The following is a 15,099-nucleotide window of genomic DNA, read 5'->3' as shown; positions in this document are numbered from 1 at the left end:
TAACATTTTTTATTCCTTCCTTTTTAGGAACTCTTTTACCCAGTTCACATATTCCGTGCGGTCATAGTCACGGTATAGTCCGGAGGCAAGTCGAACAGGATCCCCGAAAAAGAAACGTTCGTATAATGTTTGTCTCCCGGCAAAGGCACTCATCGATAAATCCCATGCAAGCCGAAACAGCTTTACTTTTTCATACCCGTCACGATCTGCAGATTGTAAATAATGCTTTAACTCTTTGCCTATGTGAGATTGGAAATCCTTGTCAGAAGGAATGGATACCAACCCACTCGCACCGATCAGTTGCATGATTTCAATGAAGCGAGGATAAATTCGGGGAAACAAATTCATTGCGGCGAATAGTGGTTTTCGGTCAGGGGTCATCGTTCCCCATTGATCCAATGAGGCGTGTACCTCGGAGGCAATCAGTAGTGCTTTGAGTGTTTCGAGCGTGACAATCACCTCAGAGATTTTTTCTTGAATATGCTGGTATTCACCGATATTAATGGCATCGATCATTGATTGAAGGACGCCAAGAATAAATTCGGTTTTAATCACATTCCTTGATGTCACTTGATGAATTTGATGAGGCATGAACCCACTATCTGTATAAAGACGACTTGCAACATCGGTATTGTTGTGGAGAAAGACCCTGTCCCAAGGAACAGTGACATGATCAAAAAATACTACGGTATCCACTTCTTCAAATCTGGAGCTGAGTGGATGATCATATCCACTCTCATCAACATGAAAGGATTCACGGCATGAAAATTTTAAACCGGTGGTATTTGAAGGTATAGAGAATGCGTATGCATACGCACTGTCAAAGTGGAAAGCACCTGTTGGAAATACAAGCAGTTCATCAGTCATCCCACCTTGCGTTGCAAGCAAACGGGCACCGTGAATGACAAGACCATCTTTATTCTCCTCGATCACGCGCGCAGCTATTGCGTCCGATTCGTTCTCGAAATAGAGAGCGGAACGATTCACTTGAGGTTGAATAAATGTATGGGTCAGAGAAATATCATGTTGCGTGCAATAGGTATAAAAGTTTCGCATATTCTCTGTACATTGCTTATCACCGAATAGCTCGGCACAAGCGGCAAAGGTCATCACAACTGTATTCATGTAATCGGGTGATCGTCCCATCATTCCTACACTTTGACGTGCCCAAACTTGAAATGCTTTCCTTCGCTTCACAAGATCTTCTTTCGTTTTCGGTTCCAAATAGGACATGCCTATTCGATAACTCCTGTTCAGTGATTGATAAGTTAGGATCTCTTGATAGTCAGGATCATGCTGCATGTCATACAGCTTTGCCTGGCTTTTCATTACGCCGTTGAAAGCGGGGTGTTCAGAGAGATGACCAGTGATCTTTGCTCCATTTATCCATACATCATTATTTAGCTGATTTATTCTTTCTACATACGTTTTACCATCGATGCAAGACATCCTGATCACTCCAATTTTTCTCAGTTACTTATTTTTATGAGAAGATATGAAGGTCATGACATGATTAGAGTTCACCACCTACCGAACTTTTGCTTTGAACCTGTCCCACTCAAAAATATAAAGGAACAAAAACTATAAATAAGACAGATATACAATGCAAAAAGTAATGAAAAACCGACGGAGAATACTGAAATACTCTTAGATATTTTCTCAAAGAAGGCGAACGGCTGAAAAAGATCCCATGAATTCAATCTCAGAAAACGACCAAGATAGATAGCAAATCCACTGACGATGTAGACAATGAACAGTAGGGTATTCACAAGAAAACGATGCAGTCGCCGGATCATCCATTGATGCAGAATCATCAAGGAAAGCATTCCTGACCATGTACCGATAAAGATACCAACTCCGAGATGAACGAGACTCATCCAATCTAGGAGGTTTGACGAATAAATCACTGCATGGTCTTCGCTAATGCTGTAAAAAGAGATCCCTTGAAGATGAATGACATCGGTCAAAAGATAGGGTGCATTTGGGAAGAACAGTAACCACAAGAAACTACAGAAAAGGCATTTGTGCCAAACGCGTTGCTCAGAATAAATTACGAATAATCGTGCAAAGAGAAGTGGAAGAGCTGCCAAGAAAAGATTCCATAGAATCATAAGATGAATAAAACGCTTCGTCAAAATGAATGTGATTATGCTGAAAAGTATGTATAGCAAACAACTGATGATCATCGGTTTCGCAACAGTCACTTTCTGGTTGAACATATGATCAAAACCTTTCAGCTTAGGTTAGACTTCTGCTTTAAAACATTATATTAAGTCGGTTGCGGCAATAATCATCTCAATGATAAAACAGAATCTTTCTGGACTCTTAAATTGACAGCCATTATTGTGAAGGTTATCTTTAAAAAGACATCTTATGTTCACAATTGAAATGATAATAGGTGATAGTTTTGGCCGTGTTAAATGGAAATGACTCTATCGATACCATTCAACGTGCGATTTCAAAGGCGCGTGAAACGAAGCAAAAGTATATTGCATGCATCACCCAAAAAATTGAAAAGATTGATCCACTTGCTTTCTATCGAGTCGCTCAAAAACGATATAACGGACAACGATTCTATTGGGAAAATAAGGATCACGATGTTGTATTAGCAGGGATCGGTGCGGCCTTGTCGATCAATGCCGGCCGTACGTTAAAATATGAACAACTGAAAGATGAGTGGGCGTATATTCAAAATCATGCCGTTATATCAGGAATTAAAGGCAAACAGGCAACAGGTTTGCTTCTTTTTGGTGGATTCTCATTCGACGACAAAACAACCCCATCTGATCACTGGCAGTCTTTTGGTTTTGGACTTTTTTATCTTCCAACTTTTTTACTAACAACGGATAAGGAACAGTCCTATTTAACCTGTTCTGTTGTGTGTACTGCTGATGATAAACCGGAACTGTTAAGCAACCATCTAGCGGAGCAGGTAGAGCAATTATTTGGTGCCAAAACGGATTTCACGACGGATCAGAATCCGCTCATCACGACACAGGATCAGAACGCTGAAGAATGGAAACGGTTGGTTGGTGAAGCGGTCAAGGTCATGGAGACAACAGATCTACAAAAAGTTGTCCTAGCACGAACGCGGAAACTGACATTTCAAAAGCCAATGCATAGCGAAGATTTGCTAAGCAATTTACGCGAGCAGCAGCCTGAGACTTGTGTATTCAGTATGGAAGCAGGGACATCTTGTTTTCTTGGCGCGACACCGGAACGGCTTGTGAAAAAAAGCGGGAATCATCTCTATTCTGCTTGTCTCGCGGGTTCGATAGCGCGTGGTAAAGATGACGATGAAGATGCACGATTTGGTGAAATTTTGTTGAATGACAGGAAGAATAGGTTGGAGCACCACTATGTTGTGGACACTGTTCGCTCCGCATTAGCGGGTCTATGTGAGCAGCTGAATATCCCGGAGCAGCCCATTTTAATGAAGAATAGAAATATCCAACACCTGTATACCCCTGTTGATGGCGTTTGTGATCCTAATCGATCACTATTCGACTTGATCGAGCGGCTACATCCTACTCCTGCGTTAGGAGGGCTTCCGCGCACGAGCGCAATGGATTGGATCGCGAAGCATGAAAAGTTGGATCGAGGACTTTACGCTTCACCAATTGGCTGGTGCGACGGATATGGCAACGGTGAATTTCATGTTGGCATTCGTTCTGCTCTGATCAATAGTGAACGCGTGACGTTATTTGCAGGGTGTGGGGTGGTACGGGATTCCGTTCCTGCTCAAGAATACGAAGAGACGTCGATAAAATTTCAACCAATGATGAATGTGTTCGCAGGGAGGAAATCATGAACCATCAAGAACTTATGACCCATTATTTGTCTTCATTTATTCATACATTACATCAGCATCATGTCCGAGAAGTCGTGATTAGTCCGGGCTCGCGTTCGACGCCCTTAGCAATTCTTCTGGAAGAATGTGCTGAGATAAAGACTTATCTTGATATTGATGAACGTTCTGCCGGATTTTTTGCACTTGGATTAGCTAAGGGTTCCGGACAGCCGGTGGGGCTCCTCTGCACGTCAGGAACAGCTACAGCGAACTACTATCCCGCAGTTATTGAGGCTTATTTTTCAAGAGTTCCACTCATTGTGCTCACGTCGGACAGGCCTTATGAATTGCAACATGTCGGTGCACCTCAAACGATTAATCAGGCGAATATGTATGGCGAACATGTCAAACACTTCTTTCAATTTGAAATGTCTGAACATGATCTCAGTTTACTTAAATATAATCAGGCGATGACAACACGGTCAATTGCGGAATCGACCAGTGCTCCTCAAGGACCGGTACAGATCAATGTGCCAATCAGGGAACCACTCATTCCAGGAAAGCTGCTCGAGTTTGGAAATCAAAATGTCGAAAATACCATGATTACCGTCGAACAAGGCAAACGCGCGCTTTCAAATACTCAATTAGTCACGATTGCGGCACAGATTGGACAAGCGAAAAAGGGTGTTCTGATTTGTGGCAAGATGGAATCTATTGGGATTGAATCAAGTGTGGCTGCTCTTGCTGCGAAAGCAGGTTTTCCTATACTTGCTGATCCGCTCTCTCAGCTCAGGCGCGGAGGACATGACCTGAACAACGTCATTGAAAGCTATGATACATTTCTACGGATTGAATCGGCCGCGCTAAAACTTAATCCGGATCTGATTATTCGTTTAGGTGCACCACCGGTATCAAAAGCACTAAAGCTTTGGATGCAAAATCAAACCTGTATGAACATTGTCGTTGACGGAGGAATGAGCTGGAGGGATCCGGCAGGAAGTGCCACAGAGATGATCTATTGTGATGAACAAATCTTCTGCGATGATTTGACTCCATTGATCTCTATTCAACCTGAATTGCACTGGCTGAATTCATGGAAACGTTTAAATCAGCTCACAAAGTCAGTACTGTCGGGCATTGAAGAAGAGCAAGAATTAAGTGAAGTAAAAGTATTCAGGGAGCTTGCAGAATGGCTTCCTGAAGATGCGAACTTATTCGTTGGTAACAGCATGGCCATCAGAGAACTTGATACATTTCTCTTTGTAAAACAGCGTTCTGCAACCATTTTTGGAAATCGTGGAGCGAATGGCATTGATGGTGTTGTATCAACAGCGGTTGGCGTTGCGTTGTCGAGGAAAAATACAATTCTTGCTCTCGGTGATTTGAGTTTCTTTCATGATATGAATGGGTTGCTTGCAGCACGGCAAAATCTTGCCGATCTGACCATTATCTTGGTAAATAATGATGGTGGAGGAATTTTTTCCTTTCTCCCACAAGCTTCTGAGAAGGCACATTTTGAATCACTTTTCGGTACTCCACATGGATTAGATTTTGTCCATACCGCTCGTCTGTATGGGGCCGACTATACCAAAGTTAAGAACTGGGTTGAATTTCAACAGGCACTTGAGTTTTCAAAGACCAAAAGAGGGCTCAAGATCATTGAAGTACCAACAGATCGAGAGACGAATGTTGCGAACCATCGAGCCCTACAGTCACTTCTCGAAAGCCGAATAGAAGAGGAATGGCTATCATGAAAGCTCAAATTCGTGGCGTTTCCTATCATTATGAGCTGAAGGGTTCTGGTGAACCGCTGCTTCTTCTGCACGGATTTACGGGAAGTATGGACACTTGGCGTTTCATGGAGCATGTTTTCGCTAATGAATATCAACTAATCTTAGTAGATATCATCGGTCATGGAAAAACGGAAAGCCCGGGTGATCCAAAACGCTATGCGATGAACGAAGCAGCGCGCGATCTTTGCAATTTGTTAGATTTATTAACTATTGAAAAGGTTCATGTACTTGGCTATTCTATGGGCGGCAGACTGGCACTCAGCTTTTCCTGCCTGTTTCCTAATCGAGTGATGAGCCTAACACTTGAGAGCTCATCTCCAGGATTAAGAACCGAGAAAGAACGTCATGAGCGCCGATTAAATGATCAGAGGCTTGCGATTTCTATTCGTGAAAATGGCATGCAAAAATTTGTTAATCATTGGGAGTCAATTGCCCTGTTTGAATCGCAGAAGCAACTTCCGGAAGAGAAACGCATGGCCCTTAGAAATCAAAGACTTGCAAACAAAGAACAAGCGCTGGCATGCAGTTTGTTAGGCATGGGTACGGGTGCACAGCCATCATGGTGGGAACATCTTCCATTACTTACGATGCCGGTTTTACTGATTACCGGAGAGTGGGATCATAAGTTCTGCTCTATTGCTTCTGAAATGACTAGGCTTCTGCCTGATTCCGAATGGGAAATCATCCCCCACTCAGGACATGCCGTTCACCTTGAACGTGCAGATGAGTATCAAGAAATCATTCGCTCATTTATCAAGGAACAGAAGGAGAAGCACACATGGAACTGAAATCGCTGACTGTTCGACTCATTTCGTCTCCTCTGAATAGACCGTTTACAACACATCTGCAGCAGGTAAATCAACGAGTCGCAATAATCATTGAGGCGATGGATCGAGAAGGCCGCATCGGTTATGGAGAAGCTGATCCTTTTTCAAGCCCATGGTACTCTGAAGAAACGGTCGAAACTTGTCACCATATGCTTAAAGATTTCCTTATTCCGATCCTGCTCGAGCAGCCGACTTTTCAACCAGAGGAGCTTGATATGATTTGGTCCGGTGTTCGAGGGAATCGCATGGCCAAATCAGGATTAAGTCAAGCGATTTGGGATCTGTATGCAAAGCAAAAAGGGGTTTATATAGGTACTATTTTCGGTTCTAAAAGGAAAAAGATTGAAGCGGGAGCAGTAATTACTGCGCATGAACCAGAGCGAGCAGTAGAACAAATCGATCGCTTATCTGAAGCAGGGTATAAACGGTTCAAAATAAAGATTTCCCATCTTAACGACCACTACCTTTTGTCAGGCATTCGGAAACTAGTTCCCAATATAAAATTGATGGCTGATGCGAATTCCGATTATTCCTTAAAAGACATTGATCACTTACAATCTCTGGATCAATACCATTTAATGATGTTGGAGCAGCCACTTGCTTATAATGATTTCACAGATCATGCTTTGTTACAAAAACAAATAAAGACACCAATATGCCTCGATGAGAGCATTTGTTCGTATAAAGATGCGGTAACGGCCACACAACTTGGGAGCTGTAAAATCATTACAATGAAAATGGCAAGACTTGGTGGCTGGTCGGAAGCATTGAAAATCCATCAATTATGCGAACAAATCCATGTACCGCTCTGGTGTGGTGGAATGATCGAGTTTGGTATTGCTAAAGCACATAATATTGCTTTAGCTTCATTAGCAGGGTTCACGCTCCCTGGAGACCTTTTCGCATCCAACCATTATTGGGCACATGATATTATTGAACCTGAAATTCAGGTCAACAAAGGGGTAATCAAAGTACCGATTAACAAACCCGGTATCGGATTTAGAATCAATCAGCATGTGCTTGAATCATTGACAAGATCAGTTCAAGTATTTTCATAAACAAAAAGATAAATGATCCTAGTAATTTACTTTAAATAAATTATGTAAACAAAAGAATTATTAAATTATCTTTGACAATTTTATGAGACGGATAGGATACTGATTTTAGATAAGAAGTAAGCCAACCAGGGTTTGGAGGAAAATAAATGAAATTTAGAAATGTGCTTTTTGACTTCGATGGAACACTTGCCAACACATTGCCACTGACGATTCATGCGATGCAAATCGTTTTTGAAAAATATGAAGGCCGCATTCTTAACCATGAAGAAATAGTCGCAATGTTTGGTCCGACTGAAGAGGGGATGATCGCCAACAATTTCATGAATAAAGCGAAGGTGCCCGAAGCAATCGAACTTTACTTTGAATTATATGAGAAAGATCATGCGGAGTTCGTTGAACAAAATGATGAAATCGTTGCGTTATTGAAGTTCCTTAAAGAACAGGGAAAGAAAATTGGTCTTATTACCGGAAAAGCACACAGAGCTTATCTGATATCAGAAGAAAAGCTTGGTTTTAAAGGGGTATTTGACAGCATCATTACTGGTGATGACGTTTCTAATCCGAAACCTGATCCCGAAGGCATTAATCGAACACTAACGAAATTTGAAGCGGATCTCGACAGTTCAATCTATATTGGCGATGCAAACGGTGATATTATAGCAGGAAAAGCTGCGGGTATTCATACTGCCGCTGTTCAGTGGCTTCCTGTATCACAGTCCAATTCATTCCCTGCACATCCGGATTTCTACTGGACAAAAATCAGCCAGTTTACTGATCTTCTAAAAGATGAGCACTAACACCTGCGGAGCGTTCCTGTTGTTCGCGAGCCAAGCTTGACCCCGCAGAAAACGAGCTAACCGAGACGCTCACGGATCGCCCGTGGGTAGCAAGTTAATCCGAAGGTGATGAATACAACATAAGGATCGGGCGTTATTTGTTCGGTCTTTCTTAATGGCCAAACAAAGTGGAACTTTTTTATATCTAGGGTGACACGTTCTATTGTGTATGATCTAAATAGCGAACATTCATTCGATATGCTATAATAATAGCAGTAAACGATTCGAAGAACGGAGTAAATTGATGAATTTGAGGTGTATCCATGATTGGACGACAAACAATTGATGACTTGCTAAATAATTTGCGCTCAGATCCGAACATCGTCCATTGGCATACGATTCCAAAGAGAGAAGCACATTATGCACCTTTTCCTGATTCGCTTGACCTCCACGTACGTGAAGCACTCGTCCATCGTGGGGTTACCTCATTATATACTCATCAGGCAGAAGCATATCAGGCAGTGATGGAGGGAAAAGACGTTGTTCTGGTCACGCCGACTGCTTCCGGAAAGACTTTGTGCTATAATCTGCCTGTGTTGCAGACGATTATTAATCAGCCGGAAAGCCGTGCACTTTACTTTTTTCCAACCAAGGCACTCGCTCAAGATCAAAAGAATGAAATGGTTGAACTTATTGATGAGATTGGGCTCCCCATTAAGAGCCACACGTACGATGGAGATACTTCAGGATCGATTCGCCAGAAAATCCGTCAAGCCGGTCAAATTGTGATGACGAATCCGGATATGCTCCATGCTTCTATTTTACCCCACCATACGAAATGGGTTTCACTATTCGAAAACTTGCAATTTGTTGTTATTGATGAGTTGCATACATATCGTGGTGTCTTTGGTAGCCATGTTGCAAATGTAATCAGACGATTAAAGAGGATTTGTAGTTATTATGGAAGCCACCCACAATTCATATGTACCTCAGCGACGATTGCTAATCCGCAAGAACATGCGGAGGCGCTAACAGGAAGAGCGATGTATTTGATTGATCGCAACGGAGCTCCAAGTGTGCGCAAGCATTTTCTCATTTATAACCCACCGGTGACGAATAAACAACTGAATGTCCGTGAAGATGAAAGTTATGCTGTGACAAGACTTGCTACCGACTTTTTGAAAAATAAAATTCAAACGATCGTCTTTGCAAAGAGCAGATTAAAGGTAGAGCTTCTAGTCAGTCATTTGCAGAAATTAAATAGCGGTCGCCAAGATCGAGCAAAAATTTGTGCTTATCGTGGCGGCTATCTGCCCTTGGAGCGTAGGAGAATTGAAAGAGGGCTCCGTAGTGGGGAGATCATAGGTGTTGTCAGTACGAACGCACTTGAGTTAGGGGTCGATATCGGACAGCTCCAGGTGTGTATCTTGACCGGATACCCCGGGAACATGGCCAGTGTCTGGCAGCAAGCTGGAAGAGCAGGTAGAAGACAAGAAGATGCGGTCATTATTATGGTGACTTCGTCCAATCCACTTGACCAGTATATGGCTGGCCATGCGGAATATTTCTTTTCAAGACAGCCTGAAGCTATTCGCATCAATCCCGACAACATCATGATTCTCATGGACCACATCAAATGTTCGGCATACGAACTGCCTTTTAAGAAAGGTGAACATTTTGGTGGGCAAGAGGTCGATGAATTATGTGAATACCTTACAGGAGAAGATGTCCTCCATTTTCAACGAGAAAAATGGTACTGGATGAGTGATGGTTTTCCGGCAAACACTATTAGTCTAAGATCGGCTGCTCAGGATTCATTTGCCATCGTTGACGTAACCGATCGGGGGCACGCTAAGGTGATTGGTGAGATGGATCGATTTGGCGCAATGACGATGCTTTATGAGGATGCCATCTATATTCATCAGGGCACTCAATATCATGTCGATGAGCTGGATTTAGAGGAACGGAAAGCTTATGTTCGAAAAGTGAATGTCAATTACTATACGGATTCCGACCTCGCTGTGCAGCTTGATGTGCTTGCAATGGATCAGCATGCAAATTTTGATCATGAACAGATTGAAAAAGGTTATGGCGATGTCTCTGTACGCGCATTACCTACTGTTTTTAAGAAGATTCGTTTTGAAACCTATGAGAATATCGGATGGGGAAAGATTCATCTTCCTGAGATGGAGATGCATACAAATGCAGCGTGGATCAGTTTTTCACCTGACTATTTGAATGTGTTCGGCAAGGACGTGTTCCAGGGAGCACTTGTTGGTCTTAGCCATTTACTACGTCATGCTGCGCCGTTATATGTCATGTGTGACCAATCCGACCTTTCTGTTGTGCCGAAAATTAAAGCACCGCATAATGAAAAACCTACGGTGTTTATGTATGATAAGTATCCAGGAGGTATTGGATTGAGTGAAAAACTTTATCAAGTCATGCCAAGTCTCCTTAATAAAGCGATCGAAATGCTGGAAAATTGCGGGTGCGAAGCAGGTTGTCCCTCTTGTATCGGCTTTGTGAATGAAGGCCGTTCAGCGAAACTTGCACTGCTCCGATTACTAAAGGACCGATAAAAGTGTCGTTATCGAAAAAACTGCAAATGTACAAGAAACAACTGCATGAACAGAATCGATTATCGCATCCAAAAAAAGTGCAAGCAGAGAATCCTCATTCATCCTTGGAATCGGAACAAATTTCAGAGATCTCTCAGGCAGCAAAAGATTTAGGGGCAACGATCAAGCGTTTTGAAGATCAGATGGTACTTGTCCACTCAGAACGCCTTTCGCTTGATACGAAGATTGGCCCTTATGCGCTGCGTGATCTTGAGCCACTTCTAGAGTGTTGGCAATCCGGATACACGCAGCACCCATTATCTGGTTATGGATTACATGCAGATGACTTGCTTTTTTTTGACACAGAGACCACAGGATTGGGTTCAGGTGCTGGACAAATGATTTTCTTAATTGGGCTTGCGCGATGGTCATCTGAGGGGCTTATGCTGAACCAGTATTTTTTGCCTGGTCCTGGCCACGAAGCAGCATTCTACAATGCATTTTTAAATGATTGCCATTCACTTAAAAATCTTGTGACGTTCAATGGTAAGGCTTTTGATTGGCCACGTGTGAAAACCCGTCATCAATTTGTACGTGATCAAGTGCCTAAACTTCCATCCTTCGGTCACTTTGATTTGCTCCATGCATCTCGGAGACTTTGGAAGAATAGGTTAGATCGGGTAGGTCTCCAAACAGTTGAATCAGCAATTTTGTCAATGGGAAGAAAGCAAGATGTACCTGGAAAGATGGCACCTTTTCTCTATTTTCAATTCTTGAAACATCCTGATGCACAACTGGTTAAAGGGATCATTGAACACAATCGTGAGGATGTGCTCTCATTGATCAGCTTGTATATTCATCTTTCAAATAAGATTTTAGGCAGGATTGACTCTGATTCTGAAGAAAGTTACGAAATTGCTAGATGGGACAAGCAGATTGGTAATACGGAACATGCAAAAGAGATCTGGAAATCCCTTGCAAATGGTGATTCTTCTTTTGGTTTGCAAGCAAAAAGACAACTTGCAATACTGTACAAACGAGAAGGGGCATACCGTACCTCGTTGGATCTGTTTGAGTCCATAATCCATGACCATGGAAATGAAGATCGGTCGCTCTATATTGAGGCAGCAAAACTTTTGGAACATCAATTTAAGAATTACGACCAGGCGATTGTCTATACGAAACAAGCACTTCGTTTATTGGACTCGATCAAAACCGAAGATGAGCAAGAAAGAATTTTTGAGATTAAGTCATCTTACCTCAAAAGACTTAATCGACTTGATCAAAAACGTTTGGGGAAATATTCATAAGATGTTCAAGAATATTACCCGGGCAAGCGCAAATAGTGCCTCGAATCGGCAATTATCGCCTGTTTTTCTTTGTTGATATGCATCTATTCGACAAAACATGTGCGTAGTTTCGTTACCATGTCGTTTGTACAGGAGCATTCGGAGGTGGCATCTTGGATCAAGAAGAATCAGTTATTCTTGTAACTGGATATAAAGCCCATGAACTTGGTATATTTTCAAGTGATCATCCTGGCGTTCAAGTGATTTGTTATGCGCTGAAACAGAAGATGAAGGCGTGTATTAATAATGGAGCAAAATGGTTTGTCATCAGCGGACAGACCGGGGTGGAACTTTGGGCAGGTCAAGTTTGCCTTGACTTGCGCGATAAGGAGAAAATGGATGTAAAACTTGCGGTATTAATGCCATTTCTAAATCAAGAAGAGCATTATAAAGAATGGCAGCAAGAATTATATAATCAGGTGCTTGATCAGGCAGATTATTGCGGAGCGATCAGTGATCGACCCTATGAAAGCCCCGTCCAATTAAGACAAAAGAACACATTTCTTATCGCTAAGACGGATGCTATGCTGATTGTCTATGATGAGGAAACACCGGGTTCTCCGAATTATTATTTAAGTGAAGCACGAAAAAAAGCACGCAATCAACCTTATCCGATATGGACACTAAATCGCTTTGATTTAGATTATGCTTCAGAAGATATGGTGCAGCAAAATCCTGAGTATTGGTCTCAAGGGGAATAATGATGAAGAATCATTTGGGGCACTTTTCTATTTGCTTCAAAAGATTGAGCATGAAGCATAAAGGTAAGATTGACACAATAGATTAAATTTGGAAAAATAAGATGAGATACTTAGATGAGGTGATCGGTATGGCGGATCAAAAAACGATTCGATTGACAAAAAATGATATTCTTCATAAAGAATTCAACACTGGATTTCATGGGTACCAACAAAGTGAAGTCGATCAGTTCCTTGATATAGTAATTAGTGATTACGATGTTTTTAATGCGGAAATTCTACGTTTGAGGGATGAAAATAAAAAGCTTAAGAATCAGTTAGTTGAAGGGGAAGGGGTGCGAACTGCTGCTCCTGCAGAAAATCAAGGGATAACAAATTATGATATTTTGAAAAGATTATCCAATCTCGAAAAACATGTATTCGGCAGTAAATTAGGCGAATAATGTTAAAATATTTATATAAGGGTTGACTCTTTAATTAAAATCGATTATAATCTCTACTTGTGACATTGTTCGTGTTCGGGCGATCGCTGTATTCCATGCGAATATAGAGGAAAGTCCATGCTCGCACGGTCTGTAATGACCGTAGTGTTCGTGCCTGGCGAAGTCATAAGCCAGGGTAGCTCGGAGCAATCTGAGTTAACGGCGGGAGAAATGCCTGTGTTCCCTTTGGGAATATGGCTGACTATCCCATAACGTGCCATAGAGACGAGTTCTTTTGGAAACGAAAGAAGTGGAACGTGGTAAACCCCTCGAGCGGGAAACTCAAACTTGGTAGAGGAACCCTTTGGAAGGAACCAAACGGAAAAAGGGACAGATGATTCTGTAGATAGATGATTGCCGCTTTTGTACGAGGAGCATATTGCTCCATTTGAGTGCGAAGGTACAGAACATGGCTTACAGAACATGGATAATGCATTTTAATTTAAAGATGAAAAAGCCCTTAATGGGCTTTTTTTGCTATAATGAACAGAAATTCCTGAGAAGGGAACAACATAGATGAGTGAAAGCTGGTCGCTAATTGCAACAACAGCAATGGGTCTCGAGGCTGTTGCAGCACGCGAATTGAAAAATTTAGGATACGAGGACTTACACGTTGAAAACGGCAGAATACTCTTTCAAGGTGGGCCACTTGATATTTGCCGTTGCAACCTTTGGCTCAGGACTGTAGATCGTTTGAGACTTCGAGTTGGTACTTTTAAAGCTACGACTTTTGACAGCCTTTTCGAACAAACAAAAGCATTGCCATGGGCAGAATTTTTACCCGAAAATGCAACTTTTCCTGTAACGGGAAAATCACATAAATCAATGTTGCATAGTGTACCGGACTGTCAGGCTATTGTGAAAAAGGCTATCGTTGAATCCATGAAAGCGAATTATCACAAGGAATGGTTTCAAGAAGATGGCCCGATGTTCAAAATACAAGTGGCGCTTGAGAAGGATTGCGCAACCATTTCGATCGATACGTCAGGTGATGGATTACATAAAAGAGGCTATCGACAATTACATAATATAGCCCCATTAAAAGAAACCTTAGCAAGTGCGATGATCTTGCTTAGCCGTTGGACGCCTGATCGACCTTTTGTTGATCCATTTTGTGGATCGGGAACGTTACCAATTGAAGCAGCAATGATTGGTCAGAACATCGCTCCTGGATTTAATCGATCATTTGTTTCTGAGTCCTGGCCAATAATAGGGCAGGCCAATTGGGAACGCGCCCGGGATGAGGCAGAAAACATGGCAAATTATGAGCAACCGCTCTCAATCATGGGCAGTGACATTGACCATAATATGATTGAATTATCCGAGCATAACGCGCGTGAAGCTGGATTCAGCGGTTTGATCACGTTTAAACAGATGCAAGTGGCGGATTTCACAACAAAGGAAACGAACGGATGTATGATTGGCAATCCCCCATATGGTGAACGAATGGGTGAGAAAGAGCAAATTATAAAGATTTGCCAAGATCTGGGTGAATTGTATAAGAAATACAAGTCATGGTCTTTTTATTTCATTACGTCTTTTGAGCAATTTGAAGCAAGTTTTGGTCGACCGGCAAGTAAGAAAAGAAAACTGTACAATGGTCGAATCCGTACCGATTATTTTCAGTACTTTGGGAAAAAGCATGTCGAGTAATGGTTCCGTATAAAGAAAGTAAATTGTTACATGTTCGTGAACTTGATTCCATGAGCATAATTTGTTTTCAAAAATGAAAGCAGGACTTTACAAGCGGTTAAGAGAAAGTAGA

Annotated in this window: 12 protein-coding genes and 1 other RNA gene; 11 read left to right on the top strand and 2 right to left on the bottom strand. The window is 42.0% G+C overall.

What is annotated here, in order from left to right:
• Window positions 1–9 precede the first annotated feature (9 nt).
• Together hpaB and NIE32_RS08860 are read right to left on the bottom strand one after the other, a co-directional pair.
• Window positions 10–1,449: a 4-hydroxyphenylacetate 3-monooxygenase, oxygenase component gene (hpaB, locus tag NIE32_RS08865; protein ID WP_253054939.1), complete on the bottom strand. Its 1,440-nt coding sequence runs from the start codon at window positions 1,447–1,449 to the stop codon at window positions 10–12.
• A 71-nt stretch (window positions 1,450–1,520) separates the two neighbouring features.
• Window positions 1,521–2,219 (bottom strand): DUF1361 domain-containing protein, encoded by a 699-nt coding sequence (locus tag NIE32_RS08860; protein ID WP_253054937.1) that lies wholly within the window; start codon window positions 2,217–2,219, stop codon window positions 1,521–1,523.
• A gap of 194 nt (window positions 2,220–2,413) precedes the next feature.
• Between NIE32_RS08860 and NIE32_RS08855 the strand changes: the two genes are divergently transcribed.
• The 11 genes from NIE32_RS08855 to NIE32_RS08805 all read left to right on the top strand — a co-directional run bounded on the left by NIE32_RS08855 (window position 2,414) and on the right by NIE32_RS08805 (window position 14,987).
• Window positions 2,414–3,811 (top strand): isochorismate synthase, encoded by a 1,398-nt coding sequence (locus NIE32_RS08855; RefSeq protein WP_253076594.1) that lies wholly within the window; start codon window positions 2,414–2,416, stop codon window positions 3,809–3,811.
• Window positions 3,808–5,544 (top strand): 2-succinyl-5-enolpyruvyl-6-hydroxy-3-cyclohexene-1-carboxylic-acid synthase, encoded by a 1,737-nt coding sequence (gene menD, locus NIE32_RS08850; RefSeq protein WP_253054935.1) that lies wholly within the window; start codon window positions 3,808–3,810, stop codon window positions 5,542–5,544. Before NIE32_RS08855 ends, menD begins: the two co-directional genes overlap by 4 nt.
• The gene (gene menH, locus NIE32_RS08845) at window positions 5,541–6,371 is read left to right on the top strand and encodes a 2-succinyl-6-hydroxy-2,4-cyclohexadiene-1-carboxylate synthase (protein WP_253054933.1); all 831 of its coding nucleotides are present in this window, start codon (window positions 5,541–5,543) and stop codon (window positions 6,369–6,371) included. Before menD ends, menH begins: the two co-directional genes overlap by 4 nt.
• The gene (gene menC / locus NIE32_RS08840; protein WP_253054931.1) at window positions 6,362–7,468 is read left to right on the top strand and encodes an o-succinylbenzoate synthase; all 1,107 of its coding nucleotides are present in this window, start codon (window positions 6,362–6,364) and stop codon (window positions 7,466–7,468) included. The genes menH and menC overlap by 10 nt, the downstream gene beginning before the upstream one ends.
• A gap of 146 nt (window positions 7,469–7,614) precedes the next feature.
• Entirely contained in the window at window positions 7,615–8,265 is a 651-nt protein-coding gene (locus tag NIE32_RS08835; RefSeq protein ID WP_253054930.1) for an HAD family hydrolase, read from the top strand.
• A gap of 302 nt (window positions 8,266–8,567) precedes the next feature.
• The gene (locus tag NIE32_RS08830) at window positions 8,568–10,826 is read left to right on the top strand and encodes a DEAD/DEAH box helicase (RefSeq protein WP_290443542.1); all 2,259 of its coding nucleotides are present in this window, start codon (window positions 8,568–8,570) and stop codon (window positions 10,824–10,826) included.
• Between the two features lie 2 nt (window positions 10,827–10,828).
• Complete coding sequence (locus NIE32_RS08825) at window positions 10,829–12,115, top strand: ribonuclease H-like domain-containing protein (RefSeq protein ID WP_253054928.1); 1,287 nt, start codon at window positions 10,829–10,831, stop codon at window positions 12,113–12,115.
• Window positions 12,116–12,267: 152 nt separating this feature from the next.
• Complete coding sequence (locus NIE32_RS08820; protein WP_253054926.1) at window positions 12,268–12,855, top strand: SLOG family protein; 588 nt, start codon at window positions 12,268–12,270, stop codon at window positions 12,853–12,855.
• A gap of 128 nt (window positions 12,856–12,983) precedes the next feature.
• Window positions 12,984–13,295: a cell division regulator GpsB gene (gpsB, locus tag NIE32_RS08815; RefSeq protein ID WP_253054924.1), complete on the top strand. Its 312-nt coding sequence runs from the start codon at window positions 12,984–12,986 to the stop codon at window positions 13,293–13,295.
• 71 nt (window positions 13,296–13,366) lie between these two features.
• An RNA gene (rnpB, locus tag NIE32_RS08810) (RNase P RNA component class B) lies at window positions 13,367–13,756 on the top strand.
• Window positions 13,757–13,850: 94 nt separating this feature from the next.
• The gene (locus NIE32_RS08805) at window positions 13,851–14,987 is read left to right on the top strand and encodes a THUMP domain-containing class I SAM-dependent RNA methyltransferase (RefSeq protein WP_253054922.1); all 1,137 of its coding nucleotides are present in this window, start codon (window positions 13,851–13,853) and stop codon (window positions 14,985–14,987) included.
• Window positions 14,988–15,099 lie beyond the last annotated feature (112 nt).

Source organism: Sporolactobacillus kofuensis (assembly GCF_024125425.1).
Classification (GTDB): Bacteria; Bacillota; Bacilli; order Bacillales; family Sporolactobacillaceae; genus Sporolactobacillus; species Sporolactobacillus kofuensis.
Note: the sequence above shows the minus strand (reverse complement) of the source record. Positions and strands in the feature narration are given on the sequence as shown.